This is a genomic window from Curtobacterium sp. MCBD17_023 (assembly GCF_003224415.1).
Lineage (GTDB): Bacteria > Actinomycetota > Actinomycetes > Actinomycetales > Microbacteriaceae > Curtobacterium.
In genome coordinates, this window is the sequence record NZ_QKLJ01000003.1 from 322,806 (window position 1) to 345,421 (window position 22,616).

The window sequence follows — 22,616 nt, forward strand, 5'->3', positions numbered from 1 at the left end:
TCCGACGCGCACCGGGGCCGGCCGGGCGGGACGGTTCAGAGTTCCGGCACGCCCTCGTGACCGGAACGTGGCCGGGCCGTCCCGGCGACGCCGGTGACGACGGAGCCGGGCGGCACGTCCTTCGTGACGACCGTGCCGGCTCCGACGACCGAGTCGTCGCCGACCGTGATCCCGCCGATGACGGCGGAGCCCGCCCCCAGGACGACCCGGTCGCCCACCGTCGGGTGGCGCTTGGAACCCGGCCCCGGACCTCCGCCTCGACCCCCGAGCGTCACGCCGTGGAAGACGAGGACGTCGTCACCGATCACGGCCGTCTCCCCGATCACCACGCCGATGCCGTGGTCGATGAAGAACCGCCGTCCGATCCGTGCACCCGGGTGGATCTCGATCCCCGTCAGGGTCCGGGTGGCCTGCGCCAGGATGCGCGCCACGGTGCGGGAGCCGGGCAGGCCGCGCGCGTGCCACAACCGGTGCGCGACGCGGTGCGACCAGACGGCGTGCAGGCCCGAGTAGACGATTGCGTTCTCGAGGTCCCCGCGCGCGGCGGGGTCACCGCGGCGTGCTGCGGCGAGGTCCTCCCGGACCGTCCGCAGCACGCCGCGGCGGGGGGCCGTCGTCACGCAGAGAGCCCCTCGAAGAGCACCGTCGACAGGTAGCGCTCCCCCGTGTCGCAGACGATCGCGACGACGCGCTTGCCGGCGTTCTCCGGCCGCGCCGCGACCTGCAGGGCTGCGTGGATGATGGCACCCGAGGAGATGCCGGACAGGATGCCCTCCTCCGTGGCCAGCGCGCGGGCGACCCGCAGGGCGTCGTCGAGCTCGACGTCGATGACCTCGTCGATCACCGAACGGTCGAGCACCTCGGGGACGAAGTTCGCCCCGATGCCGGCGATCTTGTGCGGCCCGGCCGTGCCCTTGGTCAGGAGGGGCGAGTCGGCCGGTTCGACGGCGATGACCTGCACACCGGGGACGCGCTCCTTGAGGACCTGCCCGACACCGGTGATGGTGCCGCCGGTCCCGACACCCGCGACGAACACGTCGACGTGCTCCTCGGTGTCGCGGAGGATCTCCTGCGCCGTGGTCCGGCGGTGGATCGCCGCGTTCGCGGTCGTCTCGAACTGGTGGGCGAGGATCGCGCCCGGGGTCTCGTCGACGATCTGACCGGCGCGTTCGACGGCGCCCTTCATGCCCTCGGAGCCCGGGGTCAGGACGATCTCCGCTCCGTACGCGCGCATCACGGCCCGGCGCTCGACGCTCATGGTCTCGGGCATCGTGATGACGACCTTGTACCCGCGGGCCGCACCGACGAGGGCGAGGGCGATGCCGGTGTTGCCCGACGAACCCTCGACGATCGTGCCGCCGGGCTTCAGCTCGCCGGACTCCTCGGCGGCGTCGATGATCGCGACACCCAGACGGTCCTTGACGCTCGCACCGGGGTTGTAGAACTCGAGCTTGGCGAGGACCTCGGCCCCACCCTCCTGCGGCAGACGGTTCAGCCGCACGAGCGGGGTGTTGCCGAAGGCCTGGGTGATGTCGTCGTAGATGGTGCCGCTCATCGGTTCCGTCCTCACGTCGGTTGCCGCAGCCCCTCCCGTGGAGGCGCGGTGCGCTCGCGATCCTAGCGACCGCACCCAGGGCGGCCCTGTTCCGTGACGGCACGCTGCGCGGAGCGGTGCCGAGCGTACCGACGACCCGCGCCTCCCGTCCGTCAGCGCGGAGCGACCGCGAGGTGCGCCGTCCGCGCGAAGCGCTCATCCGTGGCCTCGAGTACCCGCAGGACGTTGCCGCCGGCGAGTGCCCGGAGGTCCGCGTCGCCCCAACCGCGGCGGCGCAGCTCCTCGGCCAGCACCGGGTACCGGGACACGTCCCGCAGGTCCGGCGGCAGCACCGGGGTGCCGTCGTAGTCGCCACCGAGCCCGATGTGCGCGGCTCCTGCCACGTCCCGAGCGTGCTCGACGTGGTCGGCGACGTCAGCCACGGTCACGTGCGGCGGCTCCCCGACCGACCCGCTCTCCTCCCAGTCCGCCCACGCCCGCGAGACGAACGCCGGCACGAACGTCACCATGACCACGCCGCCGTTGTCCGCGAGGCGGGCGAGCACGTCGTCGGGGACGTTCCGCGGGTGGTCGGCGACCGCGACGGTCGACGAGTGGCTGAACACGACCGGTCGTGTGGCGACGTCGAGGGCGTCCCGCATCGTGGCGGGGGCGGTGTGCGACAGGTCGACGAGCATCCCGATGTGTTCCATCTCGGCGACGACCTCTCGTCCGCGATCGGTCAGTCCGTCGTGCGCCCGCGCTCCCGTGGCCGAGTCGGCCCACGGAGTGTCCTCGGTGTGCGTCAGGGTCATGTAGCGGACGCCGAGCCGGGCGAAGTCGCGGAGGACCGCGAGGTCGTCCCCGATGGAGTGGCCGCCCTCCGCGCCGAGGAGCGAGGCGATGCGGCCGGAGGCGACGGCGGCGCGGACCTCGTCCGCCGTGCGGGCGAGCGCCAGGTCGTCCTGGTACCGGTCCACCATGCGGTGCACGAGGTCGATCTGCTGGAGGGTCGTCCGGACCGGGTCCGGCTCCTCGACGGGTACGTAGACCGACCAGAACTGTCCGACGACCCCACCGGCCCGGAGCTTCGGCAGGTCGGTGTGGAGGGAGTCGGTCTCGGAGTCGATGCCGTCCAGACCGGATGCGTGCGTGTCGCGGCGTTCCCACGGCAGGTCGTTGTGTCCGTCGATGACGGGGAAGGCGAGGGCGTCGAGGTCCATCCCCCGACCGTAGCGCCAGGTCAGCGGCAGCTCGGCGGCGGGTCAGAGGCTGCCGGTGAGGGCCTGCAGGCCGAGGCTGGACAGGGACACCACGACCCACAGGGCGCCGCCGAGCAGCAGCGGGCGGAACCCGGCCCGGCGGAACCCGGCCAGGTCGGTGGAGAGCCCGATGGCGCTGAGCGCGACGGTGATGAGGAACGCGGCGACCGCGGCGATCACCGGGTGCGCCGGACCGGGGACGAGACCGGTGGAGTTCACCGCGGCGGCCAGCACGAAGCCGATGAGGAACCAGGGCACGAGGCGGGTCACCCGACGCGGCGACCAGCGCGGCGGCGTGGTCATCGGGGCCGTCGTGGGGTCCGAACGACGCCCGACGAACCAGGCCAACCCGAGCACGACCGGGATGATCATCAGGGTGCGGACGAGCTTCACGACGACCGCGGAGTCCGCAGCGCCCGCCCCGTAGGTGCTCGCCGCGGCGACGACCGACGAGGTGTCGTTCACCGCGGTTCCCGCGAACAGACCGAACGCGTGCTGGCTCATCCCGAGCGCGTGCCCCACCACGGGGAAGACGACGACCGCGGCCACGTTGAACAGGAAGATCGTCGACACGGCGTACGCCACCTCGATCGACACCGCGGCGATCACCGGGGACACCGCGGCGATCGCGGAGGCGCCGCAGATCCCCGTCCCGACCCCGATCAGCGTCCGCAGGTTGCCGACGACGCCCAGCGCGCGACCGATGCCCCACGCTGCGAGCAGGCAGACGACGAGGGTGCCGAGCATCACCGGCAACGACGCCACCCCGACGCGCGCGACCTGCAGCAGGGACAGCTGGGCGCCGAGGAGCACCACCGAGCACTGCAGGACGGTCTTGCTCGCGGTCGAGATGCCCGGCCGGAACACCGCGCCCGGACGACGGATCGTCCCGATGACGACCCCGATGAGGACGCCGCTGACCGGAGCGCCGACGACGGGCAGGAAGCGCCCGATCACGGTGGCGACCAAGGCGATGCCGGTGGCGAGTGCGAGTCCGGGCAGGAGCCTCCCGGCTCGGTCCAGCGGGCGCACGGCGGCTTCGGTCACGTGACCATCCTGCCGCCCGTACGGCAGGATCGTCGCGTGAGCGCTGTCTTCCGGATCGTGACCGACCTGCCGGTGCCGCCGGAGCGCGCTTTCGCGCTCTCGCTCGACATCGGCGCGCACCTGCGGTCGATGGCCGCGAGCGGGGAGCAGGCGGTCGCCGGACGGACGAGCGGCGTGATCGGGCTCGGTGAGTCGGTCACGTGGCGCGCGCGTCACCTCGGCATCGTCTGGCGGATGACGAACGAGGTCACCGTCCTGGAGGCGCCGCACCGGTTCGTCGACGAACAGGTGCGTGGGCCGTTCGCCCGGTTCCGGCACGAGCACCGGTTCGAGCGCACGGCGGACGGGACCCGGATGGTGGACGAGATCGCGTTCCGTGCCCCCTTCGGGCCGCTCGGGACGATCGCCGAGGGGCTCGTGCTGCGCCGGTACCTCCGGGCGCTCATCGTCGAGCGGAACCGCTCCCTCGTGGCGGAGCTCCGAGCCGGACGGGAGTCCCGGCAGACGCAGGAGCCGCGGGAGGCACAGGAGCGCGGCCCTCAGGACCCGGCGAGTTCGCCGAGCGTGTCGTAGGCGTCCGCGACGGCTTCGACCCGCGTCCGTCCGGCTGGTCCGGACGCTTCGTAGACGTCGTTCGTGATCGCCGCGACCACGGCGAACAGGGCCGCCATGGAGTCGAAGGCCGACGGCGAGTCGACCGGGCACAGGACCGCGGTGGCCGCCGGTGCCGCGATGAGCGCCGCGGTCGGGTCGCCGAGGACGACGACGTCGGCGCCCGTCCCGACGCAGTGCCGCACCACGCGGTCGACCCCGGCCGCGTGCCGTCGCACGGTGACGATGAACACGAGGTCCCGGCGGTCGAGGTCCGCGACCTCCTCGCCGAGACGTTGCCCCGGCGAGGGACCGATGCGGACGTCCGGACGGACCTGCGCGAGCTGCGCGCGCAGTTGCAGGGCGATCGGGTACGCACCGCGCTCGCCGACCACCAGGACCCGGCGGGCGCGCATCACGCGGCGGGCGAGCCGGGGACGGTCGGCCCGGGCGAGCGAGGCGAAGGCGGCGTCGAGGTTCCGCGCCTCCACCGCGCGCTGGTCCACGTGGGCGGCGTCCTCAGCGGCCCAGGGCAACCCGGTGCCGCGGGCGGACATCAGGTTCTGCCGGACCTCGGCGGCGTCCTGGAAGCCCAGGGACCGGACGAGCCGCGAGACCGTCGCCTTCGAGGTCCCGGACTCCGCGGCGAGTTGCGCCGAGGTACCGACGAGCAGCAGTTCCGGGTCGTGTCGGATCATCGCGGCGACCCGGCGCTCCGCGGGCGAGAGGCGCTCCCACACCCGGTCGATCCGCCCGCGGACGTCCGGGACGGTCACGCGTCCGCTCCGTCGGCGAGGAGGTGCTCGTCAGCGAGCCGTTCGACCGCCGTGGCGAGCGCGTCGAGGCCGAGGGCGACGTCCGCCGCGGAGACGAACTCGTCCGGGTGGTGGCTGATGCCGTCCGGGTTGCGGAGGAACAGCATCGCGACGTCGGTGACGAGGCCGAGGGACATCGCGTCGTGTCCGGCACGCGAGAACAGTTCGAGCGGTGCGGGTTCGCCGGTCGCGACGATGCCGGCCCGGACGGCGTCCATGAGCCGCGGCGCGCAGAACACCGCGGGGGCACGGTGCACCTCGGTCGGTGTCACGTCGACCCCGCGGCGCTCCCCGATCTCGCGGAAGGCGTCGGCGACGGCGTCCCACACGCGGTCCCGTCCGTCGTCGAACTCGCCGCGCAGGTCGACCGCGAAGGTCGCCAGGCCCGGGACGACGTTGACGGCCCCGGGTTCCACCGTCATGGTGCCGACCGTGCCGATGTGCTGCTCGGTACGGCAGATCCGTTCGACGGCGAGTGCTGCCTCGGCGGCGGCGAGCAGTGCGTCGTGGCGTCGTTCGTAGGGCGTCCCGCCGGCGTGCCGGGCCTCCCCGACCGCCTCCACCGTGAAGCGCCGGGCGCTCGCGATGCTCGTCACGACACCGAGCGCCTGGTCGGCCTGCTCCAGGTACGGTCCCTGCTCGATGTGCGCCTCGAGGTACCCGACGAGGGACGCCGGTGCGACCGCGGCCTCGGCGATCCGGCCGGGGTCGAGGCCGAACGACTCGAAGGCGGACCGGAGGGTGGTGCCGTGCGCGTCCTGCAGGTCCCACCACGCCTCGTCCCAGACGCCGGCGACCGCGGAGGACCCGAGCAGCGCCTTGCCGAACCGGGTTCCCTCCTCGTCGGAGAACGCGATCACCTCGAGGGCGAACGGCAGCGCCCCGTGGTCCTGGACCAGGCGGGCGACGACCTCGACGGCCATGAGGACCCCGACGACGCCGTCGTAGCGACCGGCGTCCACGACGGTGTCCAGGTGGGAGCCGAGCAGGAGCACCGGCGCGTCCGGTGTCGCCCCCGCGGCGCGTCCGTGCAGGTTGCCGGCGGCGTCCTGCCAGGTGCGCAGCCCGACGTCCCGCATCCAGGCCCCGACGGTCTCGTTCGCCCGGGCGTGCTCGGGCGACAGGTACACGCGGGTGATCCGCCCGGGCGTCTCGGTGACGTCCGCGAGCTCGTCACAGCGGGCGATGATGGTGTCCGCCGCGGCCCGCGCTCGATCGCTCGCCAGCGGCACCTGCACGACGGCGCTCACGCGGGCGCTCCGGCGGGGACGAACGTCGCTGCGTCCGGGATCGGGGGCACGGCCGCGGGTGCGCTGTCGGCCGCTGCCGCGTACACGTCGAGCGCGGCGTCGACGCCGCCGCCCTGCGGAACGGCCGCCCCGCCGCGCCGCAGGCACTGTTCGAGGGCGGCGAGCGTCGTCACGACGGTGTCCTTCCGGGCGTTGTAGCCCATCGTCCCGATCCGCCAGACGCGCCCGTGCAGGGGTCCGAACGAGGTGCCGATCTCGATGCCGTGGTCCTCGAGCATCGCGGCGCGGACGGCGTCCCCGCTGACCGTGTCCGGGATCTCCACCGCGACGACGTTGTGCATCTTGTGGCCGACGTCGCCGAAGATCGTCAGGCCGAGTCCGCGGACGCCCTCGAGCATCGCCCGCCCGGCGAGCGCGTGCCGCTCGACGACGGCGTCGCGGCCCTCCTCGAGCAGGATGCGGGCGCACTCGTTCGCGGCGTAGAGCATCGACGCCGCCTCGGTGTGGTGGTTGAGGCGCCGGGGACCCCAGTAGTCGAGGATCATCGCGAGGTCGAGGTAGTTCGACCGGATCGGGTCGTCGGAGACGTCGTCGCCGGGCTCGCGGATGCCGGCCTCGATGCTCCGACGGGCGTCCAGCACGGCGACCGCGGCCGGGGAAAGCGACAGCGGCGCGCTGCCGGACGGACCGCCGAGGCACTTCTGCAGGCCCGCGCTGACCGCGTCGATGCCCCACGCGTCCACCTCGAGCGGGTTGCCGCCGACCGAGGCCGTGACGTCGGTGTAGTAGAGCACGCCGTACCGGGCACAGATCGCGCCGAGTTCGTCGAGCGGCTGGTTCATCGTCGTCGAGGTGTCGCCCTGCACGATCGCCAGCACCTTCGGACGGACACGGGCGATCGCGTCCTCGATGACCGAGGTCGGGAACACCTGCCCCCACTCGGTCTCGATCGTGTGCACGGTGGCACCGGCTCGTCCGGCGATCTCGGCGAGCAGGTGCCCGAACCGTCCGAACACCGGCACGAGCACCGCGTCGCCCGGGGCGAGGAGGGAGACGAGGGCGGCTTCGATGCCGGCGCGCGAGGTGCCGTCGACCAGGACGGTGGCGTCGTTCCGCGTGCCGAGGACCTGCCGGTACAGCTCCTGCGTCCGGTTCATGGTCTCGGTCATCCACGGGTCGTACTGGCCGACGAGCGCTGTGGACAGGGCGCGGAGCACGCGGGGGTCGGCGGTGATCGGCCCGGGCCCCATGAGGAGCCGTGTCGGCGGGTTGACGGGATGCATGTTCGTACCTTCCGTTCCTTGCACGATCCTATTGGAACGCTTGTTACAGCAGTGTTGCGACGGCCAGTCCGGCAGCACGGTCGACGAGCGCCAGGTCCGACCCGACCGGACCGACGAGGGAGACGCCCACCGGGGCTCCGTCGACGACCAGGAGCGGAGCGCTCACCGCCGGCAGGCCGCCGACGCCGGCGACCGCGGTCATCCGCAGGGTCGACCGCCGTGTGCCGAGGACTGCCGGGCCATCGGCCGTCCGGAGCGGCGCGGGGCCGGGCACCGTCGGGAGGACCAGCGCGCCGTCGGCGACCACGGCCCGGACCGCGGAGCGCAGTCGCCCGAGCCCGTCCCGCGCAGCGGCCTCCTGTTCGGCGGTGATCCGGGCGGCCGCCGCGAACCGATCGGCGACGTCCGGGCCCAGGGCACCGGGGTGCGCGGCGACCCACGCCCCGTGGTTCCGGTGTGCTTCGGCACCCTGCACGATCCGCACCGTCTCGGCGAGGTCGTCGAGGTCCGGCAGGTCGACGACCGCGACGCCCGTCCCGGTCCGTGCCAGCCAGTCCTCGAACGCGCGTCTCGTGGCGGGGTCCGCCGCAGCGAGCAGGGCCTCGCAGACCAGCAGCGGCGTCGCGAGGCGCCGCACCGCGGGACCGACCGCCACCGTCGCGACCGCTCGGAGCGTGTCGGGCCGTCGTGTCAGCCACCCGACCGTGTCGAAGCTCTGCGCGAGTGGCAGGACGCCGTCGCGCGACACGAGTCCGTGGGTCGTCCGCAGACCCCACAGCCCCTGGTACGAGGCGGGGACGCGGATGCTGCCGGCGGTGTCGGTGCCGAGTCCGACGTCCGCCTGCCCGAGCGCCACGGCCGTCGCGGGGCCGGAGGTCGAGCCACCGCTGATGCGCGCCGGATCGGCCCCGTTCTGCGGCGGGCCGGTGTGGGCGTTCCGCCCGGCGAGCGCGTAGGCGAACTCGTCCGTGCGGGCGATCCCGGTCACGTCGGCCCCGGCCTGCAGGAGCACCGAGACGGCCGGGGCGTGCTCCGTCTCGACGCGGGCTGCGGACTCCCACGTCGGGTTGCCGGCGCCGATCACGTGGCCGGCGACGGCGAAGAGGTCCTTGACGGCCACCCGGACCCCGGCGAGCGGACGGGCGTCGGACGCACCGGCGACCGCCTCCGCACCGGACGCGGCACCGGCACCGGCGCCGCGGACGAGCGGGTCCCCGACGGCCCGCCACACCGTCCGGTCGAAGGCGACCGCACGGCCCGTCACGTGCGCCGTCCGGATCCGCCACGCGCCCGCCGTGCGACGCCAGAGCTGCGTCTGCAGGCCGCGCCCACCGTCCGTGAACCGCGACTCCCCCACGACGAGGACCTCGTCCGCGGCCAGTTCCTGCACGTCGACGCCGACGAGCGTGCGGCGGGCGACACCGCCACGGGCGGACCGGAACGCGCTGATCCGGTCGTGCCCGCGGAGCAACCCGGCTCCGTCGCCGCGCAACGTGTCCGGGCCGGGCTCGAACAGCGCGTCCAGCACCGCGGTGTCGTCCCGCATGAGGGCGTCCTCGTAGGCCCGGAACGCCGTCTCCAGTCCGTCCGGCCACGTCCCGGTCACCCGCACGTCGGTACCGCCTGGAAGTCGCTCTTCCGCACCGTCGCGTGCACACCGCACACGAGGTCGACGACCTGCGAGATCCGGAAGTCGGTCGCGGCGCTGAGGTAGGCGTACGCCAGGTGCTCCTCCACGCCCCACCGCGCCCGGAGCAGCGTGATCGCGGCACGGACGCACCGGCGCACGGCGTCGTCCAGGTCGGCGTCCATGCCCGTCGGGACGAGGTACTCCGTGGTCTCCGCCAGGGGTCCGACCAGCGCGCCGAAGCGCGCGAGCGCCACGGCCCGCGGGACCACGTCGAGGCGCAGGGTCAGCCGGAGCGAGGCCTCCATCGCGGTGAGCGCGACCTCGCCGTCCCCCTGCGCGAAGTGCGGATCGCCGACGGAGACGCCGGCCCCGGGCACCTGCACGGGCAGGTGCAGTGTGGCGCCGGCGGTGAGCAGGGCGATGTCGACGTTCCCGCCGTGCGGCCCCGGTGGGACGGAGTGCGGCCGGACCTCGCTGTCGACGGTCACGCCGACGATGCCGGGGAACGGCCGGAGTGGGAAGGTGACCACCCGGGGCCCGCCCGTCACGACCGGCAACCGCCCGAAGTCGACGCCGTCACGGGTCACGACGTCCGCGAAGACCGAGACGGGCTCGTCCCCGCGCGGGAGTTCCCCCGGCAGCGCTCCGCGACCGTGCCGGTTGGAGATCACGCCGTACGGCACCCGCGGGACGGCGTCCAGCACCGTGACGGAGACGACGTCGCCGGGCTCGGCCCCCTGCACGGCGACCGGGCGGGACACCACGTGCGGACCGTCGGCCGCGTCGCGCTCCACGTGCCGGACGATGTCGACCGCGTCCGCCAGCACGTCCGCCGCGGCCACGCCGTGCCGCCCGAAGAACGCCACCGGGTCGGACCCCTGGTCGGGCAGCAGGCCTTCGTGGCTGACGGTGTCGATCGTCACGACGGTCCCGGGGGCGACGGTGCGGACCGGCTCGTCGTCCCGACTCGGCAGCCGTCCCCAGAGGACGTCGTCGGGCGTGGAGCCGAGGTGCACGTCGGCTGCGGCGAGCGTCTCAGGCACGGTCCACCAGCTCTCCGGCGACCGCGTCCACGGTCGTGACGTCGTCCGCGGTGGAGGTGATCCGCCTCCCCCGCAGCCAGGTCCCCGTGACCCGACCGCGTACCGACAGCCCATCGAAGGCGGAGACGGGGTTGCGGTGGGCGAGCGCGTCGGCCCGGACCGTGGACTCGGCGTCGGGGTCGAACACCGCGAAGTGCGCGAGGGCGCCCGGCGCGATCCGACCGCGGTCGGTGAAGCCGGCGAGCGCCGCCGGTCCGGTCGTGACCGCGGGCACGACCGCGTCGAGCGGCAGGCCACGGCGGACGGCCTCGGTCCACACGGCGCGGAACCCGACCTGGAGCCCGGCGATGCCGCCCCACGCGAGACCCCAGTCGTCGACCTTGAGGTCGGCGGTCGACGGTGAGTGGTCGGAGACCACCATGTCGATCGTGCCGTCGAGGAGCCCCGCCCAGAGCGCGTCGCGGTTCGCGTCGTCACGGATCGGCGGGCAGCACTTGTACGCGGTGGCCCCGTCCGGGATCGACCCGGCCTCGAACGCCAGGTAGTGCGGGCAGGTCTCGACCGTGATGCGCACGCCGTCGTCCTTCGCCGCACGGATCATCGGGAGGGCGCCGGCGTCGGAGAGGTGCAGGACGTGCACCCGGGCGCCGGTCTCCCGTGCGCCGTCGATCACCCGGGCGATGGCCGAGCGTTCGGCCTGCGCGGGTCGGGTGGCGAGGAAGTCGCGGTACCGGCCGCCGAGCGCGTCGTGGTCGACGAGGTGCTCCGGGTCCTCGGCGTGCACGATGAGCAACGCGTCCAGGGCAGCGACCTCGCCGATCGCCTGCCGCAGAGCACCCGGGTCGAGGTGCGGGAACTCGTCCACGCCGGACGGTGCCGTGAAGCACTTGAAGCCGAAGACCCCGGCGTCGTGCAGGTCGCCGAGGGAACCGGCGTTGCCCGGGACCGCGCCGCCCCAGAAGCCGACGTCGACCGCCACCCGGCCGGCCGCACTCGCCCGCTTGACGGCGAGGGCGGGCACGTCGACCGTCGCCGGGATCGAGTTCAGCGGCATGTCGATGATCGTCGTGACACCACCGAGTGCGGCCGCGCGCGTGGCGGAGGCGAAGCCCTCCCACTCGGTGCGGCCGGGCTCGTTGACGTGGACGTGGGTGTCGACGAGGCCCGGCAGCAGGACGTGCCCGTCCGGCACCGTCTCGTCACGCTGCCCGGTCACCGCGGCGTCGACCGGTCCGACGGACACGATCCGGCCGTCACGGACGACGACCGACGCGGGGCGGAAGGCACCGTCGATCCAGGCGCGCTGCGCGCGGAGCACGAGGTCGGCGGGCGCCAGGCCCTCGTCCACCGTCACGGACCCGAGGCTCGTCATGCGCCCGCCCCCACCGTCACACGGGCGTCCGCGAGCGCGAAGGACGCGAGCGCCCCGGAGAACGGCTTCGGTGGCGGCGGGGCGTACTCGCCGTGCTTCCCGGTCGTCAGCCCGAGGCGGACGAGCGACTCGGCGAGCAGCGTCGTCGCGCTGACCCCGTCCACGACCGGGGCCCCGATCTCTTCGGACACGGAGGCGCAGAAGTCAGCCATGCCCGCGCAGCCGAGCACGATCGCGTCGGCGCCGTTCGCGATGACCTCGCGACACTCGGCGACGACCAGGTCCCGCGCGCCGGACGTCGGGTCCTCGAGCCGGAGCACGGGCACTTCGCACGCCCGCACCTCCGTCAGGAGCGCTGCACACCCGTAGCGCTCGGCGAGTTCCCGTGCGCGCCCGGTCGTCCGCGCGAGCGTCGTGACGACCCCGAACCGCCGCCCGAGCAGCGCCGCCGTCCGGTAGGCGCCCTCGGCGATGCCGATCACCGGGCCGCTGGCGAGCTCCCGGGCCGCGTCGATGCCGGGATCGCCGAAGCACGCGACGACGGTGGCGTCGACCCCGTCCCGCTCGCCCGCGGCGATCTGCTCGAGGAGCCCCGGGACGGCGAGCGCTTCCTCGTAGTGGCTCTCGATCGAGGCCGGCCCCATCGTGGGCTGCACGGCTTCGACGACCGTGCCCGGGCCGGCGACGGCGGCCGCGGCCCTGCCGATCGCCGCCGTCATGGACGCGGTGGTGTTCGGGTTGACGACACGGATGCGCATCGCGGGTCCTTCCGATGGAGCTGGTGGTGCTGGGTGGTGACGATCCTCGACGGACCGGAGGCGGGCCTCCCGGCTGTCCACAGGGGCACCGGCTCAGGGGGCTGCGCCGGTGCCCCTGTGGACGAGAGGCCGCCCGGTCAGGCGCGGCCGGAGGCGGCGCCGTCGTCGACCGTCGGGTCGTCCGCGGCGAGCGCGGGCATCCGCGGCGACCGACGTTCCAGCGCCCAGAAGACGACGAGCCCCAGTCCGCAGCCGATGAACCAGCTGTAGGTGCTCAGCCAGGGCAGGACGCCGAGGGCCGGCGGGAGCACCGCGCTGCCGACCGAGACCGCCCCGGTGGTGACGAGCGTCCAGATCGCGTTCGGGTTGAAGCCCTTCCGGTACCAGTACCGCGCGGACGGGTCCATCGAGTACATGTCGTCGACCGCGACGCGCTGCTTCCCGACGATGTAGTACCCCGCGATGAGGATCCCGAACAGCGGACCGATCAGCGCACCGAGCACGCCCAGGGTGTACAGGATCGCCTGGTCGTTGCCGTACCAGTTCCACGGGGTGAGGAGCACCGACCCGACCGCCGCGATCATGCCGCCCGCCCGCCAGCTGATCCGGCGTGGCGACACGTTCGAGAAGTCGAACGCGGGGCTGATGAAGTTCGCGACGATGTTGATGCCGACGGTGGCGATGACGAACGTCAGCCCACCGAGCAGGATCGCGAAGGGGGCGTCGATCGCCTGGACGGTCGCGATCGGGTCGGTGATGAGCTCGCCGAAGACCGGCACGGTGGCACTCGCACAGAGCACGGTCAGGATCGAGAAGAACAGGAAGTTGACCGGCAGCCCGAGCAGGTTGCCGCGCTTCACGGCCGCGAACGACCGCCCGTACCGCGAGAAGTCGCCGAAGTTGAGCATCGGGCCGGAGAAGTAGCTGACGACCAGGGCGATCGCGGACAGCATCACCGGGATGCTCTCCCCGAAGGACATCGGCTCGCCGACCGAGAGCGTCAGCGAGATGTTGCCGATGCCGGCCCGTGCGACGAGGTACACCGCGAGGGCGATCATGACGACGTAGACCGCCGGCCCTGCCCAGTCGATGAACTTCCGGATCGCGTCCATGCCCATCCAGAACAGGGCGCCCTGTGCGACCCACAGGACGGCGTAGGAGATCCAGCCGAGCGCGTCGAGGCCCAGGAAGGACGGCTCGAGGAGGGCCGCGGCACCCGGGATGAACTTGAGGAACACGATGTTCAGCGACTGCGCCGCGAGGAACGTCTGCACGCCGTACCAGGCCATCGCGATGAGACCGCGGATGATCGCCGGGACGTTCGCACCGAGCACGCCGAACACCGCGCGGTTGATCACCGGGTACGGGACCCCGGTCCGCTGCGACGGCTTCGCGACGAGGTTCGCGAAGACCTGCACCACGAGGATGCCGACGACCAGGGCGACGAGCACCTGCCAGCTCGCGATGCCGAGCGCGAAGAGCGACCCCGCCGTGACGTAGCCGCCGACCGAGTGCACGTCGGACATCCAGAACGCGAACACGTTGTAGCTCGACCAGGTCTGCTTCCGCAGCGGTGCGAGGTCCTCGTTGGTGAGGGCCGGGTCGTACCCGGGCTTGATCAGGCCGGCGCCCGCGGGGGCGGTCGACGTGACGGGGGCGTGGGGCGGTGCGACGGGTGCCGCGACTTCGGTTGCCATGACGTCCTCCGGAGTGGGAGAGGGTGAGGTCGGCGTCTGCCTGGGAAGGAAGCTACGGACCCCGGTCGCACCGCCCGTTTCCCCTGTGTGACGACCGTGTGACGTGACACCTGCATCGGAACGATCGTTCCAGGAGGCGCCGATCTCCTCCTCGAGGGGGAGGCACCGGCCGGACGGGCTCCCCTAGCGTGGCCACCGATGATCGAAGTACAGCACCTCTCCAAGCGCTACGGCCCGAAGACCGCGGTCGACGACGTCTCGTTCGTCGTGCACCCCGGGATGGTGACCGGCTTCCTCGGCCCGAACGGCGCCGGCAAGTCGACCACCATGCGGATGATCATGGGGCTCGACCGCCCCACCTCCGGCAGCGCGACGGTGAACGGGCGGCCGTACCAGGACTTCCGCGACCCGCTCCGGCAGGTCGGGGCCCTGCTCGAGGCGAAGGCGGTGCACTCCGGGCGCAGCGCGCACAACCACCTGCTCGCGCTCGCGGCGACGCACGGCATCCCGAAGCAGCGCGTGCACGAGGTCATCGAGATGACCGGCCTCGAGTCGGTCGCCCGCAAGCGGGTCGGCGGGTTCTCGCTCGGCATGGGCCAGCGGCTCGGCATCGCGGCGGCACTGCTCGGTGACCCGCACACGCTGATCCTCGACGAGCCGGTGAACGGCCTCGACCCGGACGGGGTGCTCTGGGTCCGTCAGCTCGCTCGCCGTCTGGCGGCGGAGGGGCGCACGGTCTTCCTCTCCAGCCACCTCATGAGCGAGATGGCGCAGACCGCCGACCGCGTGGTCGTCCTCGGTCGCGGCAAGGTGCTCGCCGACGCCCCGATCGCGGAGTTCGTCGCCGGCGCCGGTGGTCCCGCCGGCGGCACGGCACTCGCCCGGGTCGTCGTCCGGACCCCGATGCCGGACCAGCTCTTCGCCGCGATCGGCCCGGCTGCCACCGTCACCCAGCGTGAGGACGAGTCGTTCCTCGTGGTCGGGCCGGACGCACCGACGGTCGGTGACATCGCCGCCCGCGCCGGTGTCGTCCTGCACGAACTCACCCCGACCGGTGCCAGCTTGGAGGAGGCCTACATGGCGCTCACCCGCGACGACGTCGAGTACCGATCGGAGGGCACGCGATGAGCGCGCCACAGCAGACCGACCACCGCGGGACCGAGCAGCACCGCCACCGCGGCAAGGCCTCCCTGGAGGGCAAGCGCCTCGGGTTCGCCCGACTGGTCCGCAGCGAGTGGATCAAGTTCTGGAGCATCCGGTCGACGTTCTGGTGCTTCGCCGTCATCGCCGTGCTGACGATCGGCCTGGCGACCCTCCTCGGTGCCCTGGCCGAGGCCGGCGCGACCACCACCACCGACGCGGCGAACGAGACCATCGTCGGGATGAACACGATCAGCGTGTACCTGTCCGCTCTCGTGGTCGGGGTGCTCGGTGTCCTCATCATCTCCGGCGAGTACACCACCGGGCAGATCCGGTCGACCTTCACCGCGGACCCCGGACGCCTCGGCGCCCTGCTCGCCAAGGCCACCGTGCTCGCCGTCTCGACGTTCCTCGTCAGCGTCGTCGCCACCTGGATCGGCGTCGCGATCTCGACCGCGCTGCAGGCGGGCAAGGGGGTCCACCCGGACCTCGCCGACCCCGCGGTCTTCATGCCGCTCCTCGGTGCGTCCGTGTACGTGACGCTCGTGGCACTGCTCGCGTTCGGCATCGGCCTGCTCGTCCGCTCGAGTGCCGGCGGCATCGCCATCACGCTCGGCATCCTGCTGGTGCTGCCGATCGTGCTCAGCCTGGTGTCCGTGCTCGCGGGCATCGACTGGCTCGGCACGGCCGCCGGGTACCTGCCCGACGCAGCCGGCGGGCAGCTGTACGCCTACGCGTCCGACGCACCCGCGGGCGCGACCGGAGCCCCGGCGACGGCGACGGCCGAGGGCGGTTCCGACCTGAACGGGTGGAGCGGTGCGGGCGTCCTCCTCGCCGAGGTGGTCGTGGTCAACGCCCTCGCGATGGTGGTCGCGCGACGCCGCGACGTCTGAGCACACCGGCACACCGGCACACCGGCACACCGGTGAGCGGTCGCTGCCGACGGGAGGCCCGTGGCGAGTCCGCCGCGGGCCTCCCGTCCGTCACCGTGGTGCGGGATCCGCCGTCGGGACCTGCCCCGCGCGCAGCATCGCCTGTTCGAGCAGTTCCACGTCGATGCCGACATGCCGGCGTGCGACCTCGCCGGCCTCCGCCGCCCGCCCCGCACACACCGCCTCGACGAGGACCTCGTGGTCCCGCGTGGCACGTGCCTCCATGTCCGCCATGCCCTCCTCGGTCCCCCAGAGGTGTGCCGGTGCCGCGATCGAGATCTGCGCCTCGAGGGTCGCGAGGGTCGCGCGGAGGACGTCGTTGCGCGCCGCGTCGATGATGCTCCGATGCAGGACGGCGTCCGCCTGCTGCTTCGCCGCGCCGCTCGAGGCCTGCCGGAAGGCGTCGAGCCGGTCCCGGAGCGCGGCCGCCTCCGCCGGGGTGATCCGCTCGGCTGCCGCCGCGGCCAGGGCCCCGTGCAGCAGGGCGATCGCGTCGGCGGTGTCCTGGATGCCGGCCCACCGGGCGAGCAGGGTCCGGCCGACCGACTCGGACGAGCTCGCCGGCCACTGCGTCCGGACGAACGTGCCGCCACCACGGCCGCGTCGGGTCTCGAGCAACCCGCGGTCGACCAGGCGGGCGAGTGCGCTCCGCACGGTGACACGCGCGACGCCGAGCAACGCCGCGAGTTCGCGTTCGGGCGGGAGTCGCGCCGCGGGCAGGTACTCCCCCACGGCGAGCGCGGTGACGAGCCGGTCCTCGACCTCGTCCACCCGCGTCTCCGTCGCGCGATCCGTCACGGCACCCCTCTCGACGGCCCTCCGTGAGCCGGCGCTGTTACGGCCACGTTAAACGAGCAGAAAAGGTCTTGCCTGGGACCTTTCGACGGGCCATGCTCACCCCATGTCCCGCATCACCGAGAGCACGATGCCGTTCCTGGACGGCGAGACCTGGTACCGGATCACCGAGCCCGACCGCCCCGTCCCGGGGGCGCTGCCCCTCGTCGTCCTGCACGGCGGCCCCGGCATGGCGCACGACTACCTGCGGAACCTCGAGGCGTTCGCCGACGAGACCGGCCGCACCGTCGTCCACTCGGACCAGTTCGGCTGCGGTCGGAGCAGCCACCGTCCGGACGCCCCCGCCGACTTCTGGCAACCGCAGCTGTTCGTCGACGAGTACCGCGCGCTCGTCGCCCACCTCGGCCTCGGCGACCACCACGTGCTCGGGCAGTCGTGGGGCGGCATGCTCGGCGCCGAGATCGGCGTCCGCCGTCCGGGTGGCATCGCCAGCCTGTCGATCTGCAACTCCCCCGCGTCGATGCAGCTCTGGGTCGACGGTGCCGCCGAACTGCGCAGCCGCCTGCCCGAGGACGTGCAGGACGCGCTCACCCGGCACGAGGCCGCCGGCACCACCGAGGACCCGGAGTACCTCGCCGCGACGCAGGTGTTCTACGAGCGCCACGTCTGCCGCGTCGTCCCGATGCCCGCCGACTTCGTCGCGTCCGAGGAGCAGATGGAAGCCGAGCCGACGGTCTACCACACCATGAACGGGCCGAACGAGTTCCACGTCATCGGGTCCCTGCGCGACTGGTCCGTCATCGACCGCCTGGACCAGGTCGACGTCCCGACCCTCGTCGTCGCCGGTGAGCACGACGAGGCCACCCCCGCCACCTGGCAGCCGTTCGTGGAGCGCATCCCCGGGGCCCGCCAGCACGTCTTCCCCGGCGCCAGCCACTGCACCCACCTGGAGCAGCCGGAGGAGTTCCGCCGCGTCATCGGTGCGTTCCTCGCCGAGCACGACGCCCACCCCACCGACTGACACCGCCGGCACCACCCCGGCCGGCCGTGCGCCGGACAGGAGGCCCGACACCGACCCGTGCCGCGCCTCCCGTCCGGACACCCACCCCCTGCACCGTCCCTCCTCCCCGAAACGGAACCGACATGTCGCAGCAGCACAGCGAGCTCTCCGCACAGCAACAGCTCGAGGCCTACGGCTACAAGCAGGAGCTCGACCGCTCCGTCTCCACCACCGACCTGCTCGTGTACGGGCTCGTCTTCATGGTGCCGATCGCCCCGTGGGCGATCTTCGGCACCGTCTACAACGCATCGAGCGGCATGGTGCCGCTCGTCTACATCGTCGGCCTCGTCGCGATGATCTTCACGGCCCTGGCCTACGCGCAGATGGCGAAGTCCATCCCCCTCGCCGGCAGCGTGTTCTCGTACGTCGGCCGCGGCATCCACCCCACCGCCGGCTTCTTCGCCGGCTGGGCGATCCTGCTCGACTACCTGCTCGTCCCGACGCTGCTCTACGTCTTCGCCGCGGAGAGCATGGTCGGCATCTTCCCCGGCACCCCGCGGTGGCTGTGGGCGCTCGTCTTCGTGGCGATCAACACCGTCATCAACCTGGCCGGGGTGTCGTCGCTCAAGCTGGCGAACCGGATCTTCCTGCTCATCGAGCTCGTCTTCGTGGTGGTCTTCGTCGTGATCGCGATCGTCGCCCTGACCGGCGGCACCGTGCCGGGAGCGTCCTTCAGCACCGACCAGGTGTTCGACCCGGCGAAGGTGTCGGCACCGCTGATCGCGTCGGCACTGTCGATCGCGGTCCTGAGCTTCCTCGGCTTCGACGGCATCTCCACCCTGTCGGAGGAGTCGACCGGCCGCCGTGGTGGTGCCGGGCTGGCGATGATCCTGGCGCTCGTCATCGTCGCGTTCCTGTTCGTCGTGCAGACCTGGCTCGCGAGCGCACTGGCCGCCGGTCGGGACTCGTTCTCGGACAGCGAGGCCGGGAACGCGTTCTTCACCGTCGTCGAGCAGGCCTCGTCGAGCGGGTGGGCGACGGCCTTCTTCGCCGTCAACGTCCTGGCCGTGGGCATCGCGAACGCCATGGCCGCGCAGGCCGCGACGAGCCGCCTGCTCTTCTCGATGAGCCGCGACCGGCAGCTGCCCGCGTTCCTGCACAAGCTCAACGGCCGTCGGGTCCCGCAGAACGCGATCCTGGTCGTCTCGGTGCTCTCCGCGATCCTCGTGCTGTTCTTCGTCGGACAGATCGACACGATCTCGTCACTGGTGAACTTCGGCGCGCTGTTCGGCTTCATGCTCCTGCACGTGTCGGTGTTCGTGCACCACGTCGTGAAGGGGAAGTCGCGCAACTGGCTGCTGCACCTCGTCGTGCCGCTCATCGGGTTCCTCATCATCGGGTACGTGCTGCTCAACGCGGCCGTCGAGGCGAAGGTCGGCGGCGTCATCTGGCTCGTCGTCGGCGCCGGCGTGTTCCTGTACTACTGGGCGACCGGGCGCTCCACCGAGGTCGGTTCGGAGGAGCCGGGCACGCTGGGTGAGGGCGACCGCACCGCCGCCACCACCCTGACGAAGGACGAGGACCACCGATGACCGCGGACCACCACCTCCCGAACACGCTCGGCCGCCCCGGCTACGCGGCCGACCGCGAGCCCGTGCTGACCATCGCGCCCGGCACCGGCGAGACGATCGGGTTCGAGACGACCGACGCCGTGTACGCCGAGCTGGACGACCACCACGACATGGCGCAGCTGCAGGCCCCGATCAACCCGGTCACCGGCCCGGTGTACGTCGAGGGTGCGGAGCCGGGCGACACCCTCGCCGTGACGATCCACGACATCGAGCTCACCACCCACGGCTGGTCGGTGTCGCTGCCGGGCTCGGGCGCCCTGCAACACGTCATGGGCGACCGCGTCTTCACCCGACGCTGCCCGATCGAGGACGGGGTCGTGCACGTCACCGACCGGCACGCGTTCCCGGTCCGCCCGATGATCGGCTGCATCGGCACCGCCCCGGCCGCGGGCGAGAACTCGACGATCATGCCCGCGTACGCCGAGGGCGGGAACATGGACGTCACCGAGGCCCGCCCCGGCTCGACGGTGTACCTGCCGGTCCGGGTGCCCGGCGCCCTGCTGTCGATCGGCGACATCCACGCGATCATGGCCGAGGGCGAGTCCTCCTTCGTCGCCATCGAGGCGCAGGGCACCGCCGTCGTGTCCGTCGACCTCGTCAAGGGCGGACCCGAACTGCGTGCCCCGCGCATCGAGACCGCCGACGAGTGGCTGTTCGTCGGCCTCGGTGAGCCCGTGCAGGAGAGCATCCGCCGCGGGTACGAGGACGCGTACGCGTTCCTGGTCGACGAGCACGGCTGGTCCGGGGACGACGCCTACGCGGTGCTCAGCGCCGTGGGCGACTCGAAGCTCGGTGGGCCGACGGGCTCCGGTGCGCCGGATCCGCTCCACCCGTTCGACGCGGTCGGTGCCGTGACGCTGCACCGGGTGCCGAAGGCGGTGCTGGAGCCGGCCGAGATGCCGACGCCGTAGCCACCGGCCGCCGCTTGCCGGACGGGAGGCCCGGACCGCGTGACCGACGTCGGTCACGCGGTCCGGGCCTCCCGTCCGTGCGTCCGTGCGGTGCGTGCGTCCTGCTTGCTCGCTTGCGCTCGGGGTTCCGCAAGACGCCGCCGTTGGCTCGTCCCGGTTCCGCAATTCACGCATCTCGCGGCGCGAGATGCGCGAATTGCGGAACCGCGGGGACGGGGCCCGGGCGCGTCAGAACGCGTGTGCTCCGAGGAGCGTCCCGGCGGCGTAGGTCGCGGCGAGCGCGAGCGCCCCGCCGAACACCACGCGGACGGTGGCGCGGCCGCGGCGAGCACCACCGAGTGCGGCGCCGGTCGTCCCGGTCACGGCGAGTGCGACGAGCACGGCGACCACCGTGACCGCGATCTGGATCGACGTCGGGGCGAGGAGCATCGCGAGGAAGGGCAGCGCCGCGCCCGCGGTGAAGGTCGCGGCCGAGACCCAGGCCGCGCGCCACGGGCTGACGACCTCCTCCTCGGCGTCGCGGAGTGCGGCGGCGGCGCGGCGGTCCCGGACCTCGGGTCGGACGAGTTCGGCGGCGACGGAGGTCGCGACGTCGTCCGCGACCCCGAGCGCGCGGTAGTGGTCGGCGATGGTGACCGCGTCCTCGGACTCGGCCTCGAGCTGGGCCTGGTGGGCGGCCTGGCCGGTGCGCTGGGCGTCGCGGGCTCCGCTCACCGACACGTACTCGCCGAGCGCCATCGACACGGCGCCGCCGACGAGTGCTGCCGTGCCCGCGGCGAGGACGGGGCCGGTCGTGGCACCGGCACCGGCGACCCCGACCAGGACGGCGGCGACGGACACGATGCCGTCGTTCGCGCCGAGGAGACCGGCGCGCAACCAGTTGAGGCGGGCGGCGCTCGTGGCGTCGTCGTGCTCGGTGCCGGGGAGCGCGAGGTCAGCTGCGGTCGACATGGCGAGAGCCAAGCACCTGCGCGGGGATCGCACCAGCAAGGGAAGGCTCCCCTGACCGGGGCGTTCCCCACCGAGGACGACCGGTCCGCACCGGCCGCGCAGCGGGAGGAGCACGATGGACGCGACCGCACGCTCCGCCGCCACCGGCTGTTCAGAGGAGGACCATGTCCACCGTCCCCGCCCGCACCGACCCCGTCCGCTACGTCGCCATCGGCGACAGCTTCTCCGAGGGCGTCGGGGACGACGGGGACGTCCCCTTCCCCGGGTGGGCCGGACGACTGGCCTCCGGGCTCGCCGACCACCTGTCGGGCCCGGTCTCGTACGCGAACCTCGCGATCCGCGGTCGCCTGCTCGCCGGGGTCCTGGACGAGCAGCTCGACGCCGCGCTCGCCCTCGACCCGGCGCCGACGCTCGTCACGTTCTGCGGCGGCGGGAACGACATGCTCCGTCCGGGCTACGACGTGGACGTGCTGCTCGGCCGACTCGCGACCGCGGCGGACGCGGTCGCCGCCCGCGGGATCCGGCTGGCGCTCCTCAGCCCGGCCGACCCGAGCGCCCGACTGCCGCTCGGCAAGCTCATCAACGCCCGCGGGGACGCCTGGGCCGAGGCCCTGACCGGCTTCGCGCGGGAGCGGGGCCTGCCCTACGTCGACGTGTCCCGCGACCCACACCTGCGGCGCGCCGAGTTCTGGTCCGAGGACCGGCTGCACATGAACCCGCTCGGACACCAGCGGGTCGCCGACCTGGCCCTCCACGAGATCGCGGGTGGACCGACCGTGACGGTGCCGGCCGTCCCGGACGCGGCGCGCACGTCGGTCACCGAGGAACTCCGGTACTACCGGGACCACGTCGTGCCGTGGGTCCGGCGGCGCGTGACCGGCCGGTCCTCCGGTGACGGGCGGGTCGCGTCCCACGGCGACTGGACCCCCGTGCCGCCGAGCGGTCGACGACGCTGATCCGGGCGGGCCGCGGCT

General features: G+C 73.2%; 21 protein-coding genes. 7 read left to right on the forward strand and 14 right to left on the reverse strand.

The features are described 5' to 3' along the window. Positions 1-35: 35 nt before the first annotated feature. The 4 genes from epsC to DEI84_RS06350 all read right to left on the reverse strand — a co-directional run bounded on the left by epsC (position 36) and on the right by DEI84_RS06350 (position 3,843). Positions 36-620, reverse strand: a complete 585-nt coding sequence (gene epsC / locus DEI84_RS06335; RefSeq protein WP_258368414.1) for a serine O-acetyltransferase EpsC — start codon at positions 618-620, stop codon at positions 36-38. Then, positions 617-1,555 carry a cysteine synthase A gene (gene cysK, locus DEI84_RS06340; protein ID WP_110890085.1) on the reverse strand — a complete coding sequence of 313 codons (939 nt, stop codon included), beginning with the start codon at positions 1,553-1,555 and terminating at the stop codon, positions 617-619. The genes epsC and cysK overlap by 4 nt, the downstream gene beginning before the upstream one ends. 152 nt (positions 1,556-1,707) lie before the next feature. Then, entirely contained in the window at positions 1,708-2,757 is a 1,050-nt protein-coding gene (locus DEI84_RS06345; protein WP_110890086.1) for a dipeptidase, read from the reverse strand. 42 nt (positions 2,758-2,799) lie between these two features. Continuing rightward, on the reverse strand, positions 2,800-3,843 hold the full coding sequence (locus DEI84_RS06350) for a YeiH family protein (RefSeq protein ID WP_110890087.1): 1,044 nt from the start codon (positions 3,841-3,843) through the stop codon (positions 2,800-2,802). Between the two features lie 36 nt (positions 3,844-3,879). Between DEI84_RS06350 and DEI84_RS06355 the strand changes: the two genes are divergently transcribed. Beyond that, positions 3,880-4,416 carry an SRPBCC family protein gene (locus DEI84_RS06355; RefSeq protein WP_110890088.1) on the forward strand — a complete coding sequence of 179 codons (537 nt, stop codon included), beginning with the start codon at positions 3,880-3,882 and terminating at the stop codon, positions 4,414-4,416. Here the strand turns inward: DEI84_RS06355 and DEI84_RS06360 are convergent. From DEI84_RS06360 to DEI84_RS06395, 8 genes are all read right to left on the reverse strand, one after another. After that, positions 4,383-5,210 (reverse strand): MurR/RpiR family transcriptional regulator, encoded by an 828-nt coding sequence (locus tag DEI84_RS06360; RefSeq protein WP_110890089.1) that lies wholly within the window; start codon positions 5,208-5,210, stop codon positions 4,383-4,385. The genes DEI84_RS06355 and DEI84_RS06360 overlap by 34 nt on opposite strands. Continuing rightward, a complete protein-coding gene (locus DEI84_RS06365) occupies positions 5,207-6,499 on the reverse strand; it encodes an allantoate amidohydrolase (protein ID WP_110890090.1) in 1,293 nt (430 codons plus the stop codon). The genes DEI84_RS06360 and DEI84_RS06365 overlap by 4 nt, the downstream gene beginning before the upstream one ends. Further along, positions 6,496-7,782 carry an alanine--glyoxylate aminotransferase family protein gene (locus DEI84_RS06370; protein WP_110890091.1) on the reverse strand — a complete coding sequence of 429 codons (1,287 nt, stop codon included), beginning with the start codon at positions 7,780-7,782 and terminating at the stop codon, positions 6,496-6,498. The genes DEI84_RS06365 and DEI84_RS06370 overlap by 4 nt, the downstream gene beginning before the upstream one ends. 43 nt (positions 7,783-7,825) lie before the next feature. Further along, positions 7,826-9,388 (reverse strand): AtzH-like domain-containing protein, encoded by a 1,563-nt coding sequence (locus tag DEI84_RS06375; RefSeq protein ID WP_258371707.1) that lies wholly within the window; start codon positions 9,386-9,388, stop codon positions 7,826-7,828. Beyond that, entirely contained in the window at positions 9,385-10,455 is a 1,071-nt protein-coding gene (locus tag DEI84_RS06380; RefSeq protein ID WP_110890092.1) for an acetamidase/formamidase family protein, read from the reverse strand. The genes DEI84_RS06375 and DEI84_RS06380 overlap by 4 nt, the downstream gene beginning before the upstream one ends. Further along, positions 10,448-11,827, reverse strand: coding sequence for an allantoinase AllB (gene allB / locus DEI84_RS06385; protein ID WP_110890093.1), 1,380 nt, complete (start codon positions 11,825-11,827; stop codon positions 10,448-10,450). Before allB ends, DEI84_RS06380 begins: the two co-directional genes overlap by 8 nt. After that, entirely contained in the window at positions 11,824-12,585 is a 762-nt protein-coding gene (locus tag DEI84_RS06390; protein ID WP_110890094.1) for an aspartate/glutamate racemase family protein, read from the reverse strand. Before DEI84_RS06390 ends, allB begins: the two co-directional genes overlap by 4 nt. A gap of 137 nt (positions 12,586-12,722) precedes the next feature. Next, positions 12,723-14,282, reverse strand: a complete 1,560-nt coding sequence (locus DEI84_RS06395; RefSeq protein ID WP_110890095.1) for an NCS1 family nucleobase:cation symporter-1 — start codon at positions 14,280-14,282, stop codon at positions 12,723-12,725. A gap of 198 nt (positions 14,283-14,480) precedes the next feature. On the opposite strand from DEI84_RS06395, the gene DEI84_RS06400 reads away from it, so the two are divergent. Next, on the forward strand, positions 14,481-15,410 hold the full coding sequence (locus DEI84_RS06400; RefSeq protein ID WP_110890096.1) for an ABC transporter ATP-binding protein: 930 nt from the start codon (positions 14,481-14,483) through the stop codon (positions 15,408-15,410). Then, entirely contained in the window at positions 15,407-16,315 is a 909-nt protein-coding gene (locus tag DEI84_RS06405) for an ABC transporter permease (RefSeq protein WP_110824726.1), read from the forward strand. Before DEI84_RS06400 ends, DEI84_RS06405 begins: the two co-directional genes overlap by 4 nt. Positions 16,316-16,405: 90 nt before the next feature. Here DEI84_RS06405 and DEI84_RS06410 read toward each other — a convergent pair whose 3' ends face one another. Continuing rightward, positions 16,406-17,152, reverse strand: coding sequence for a FadR/GntR family transcriptional regulator (locus tag DEI84_RS06410; protein ID WP_110890097.1), 747 nt, complete (start codon positions 17,150-17,152; stop codon positions 16,406-16,408). 103 nt (positions 17,153-17,255) lie between these two features. On the opposite strand from DEI84_RS06410, the gene DEI84_RS06415 reads away from it, so the two are divergent. The 3 genes from DEI84_RS06415 to DEI84_RS06425 all read left to right on the forward strand — a co-directional run bounded on the left by DEI84_RS06415 (position 17,256) and on the right by DEI84_RS06425 (position 20,691). Further along, positions 17,256-18,170, forward strand: coding sequence for a proline iminopeptidase-family hydrolase (locus DEI84_RS06415; protein WP_110890098.1), 915 nt, complete (start codon positions 17,256-17,258; stop codon positions 18,168-18,170). Between the two features lie 122 nt (positions 18,171-18,292). Next, positions 18,293-19,741, forward strand: coding sequence for an APC family permease (locus tag DEI84_RS06420; RefSeq protein ID WP_258371708.1), 1,449 nt, complete (start codon positions 18,293-18,295; stop codon positions 19,739-19,741). Then, positions 19,738-20,691 carry an acetamidase/formamidase family protein gene (locus DEI84_RS06425; protein ID WP_110890099.1) on the forward strand — a complete coding sequence of 318 codons (954 nt, stop codon included), beginning with the start codon at positions 19,738-19,740 and terminating at the stop codon, positions 20,689-20,691. Before DEI84_RS06420 ends, DEI84_RS06425 begins: the two co-directional genes overlap by 4 nt. Positions 20,692-20,919: 228 nt before the next feature. On the opposite strand, the gene DEI84_RS06430 is transcribed toward DEI84_RS06425, so the two are convergent. Next, a complete protein-coding gene (locus DEI84_RS06430; RefSeq protein WP_110890100.1) occupies positions 20,920-21,642 on the reverse strand; it encodes a VIT1/CCC1 transporter family protein in 723 nt (240 codons plus the stop codon). A 164-nt stretch (positions 21,643-21,806) separates the two neighbouring features. On the opposite strand from DEI84_RS06430, the gene DEI84_RS06435 reads away from it, so the two are divergent. After that, positions 21,807-22,598: an SGNH/GDSL hydrolase family protein gene (locus DEI84_RS06435; protein ID WP_110890101.1), complete on the forward strand. Its 792-nt coding sequence runs from the start codon at positions 21,807-21,809 to the stop codon at positions 22,596-22,598. Positions 22,599-22,616 lie beyond the last annotated feature (18 nt).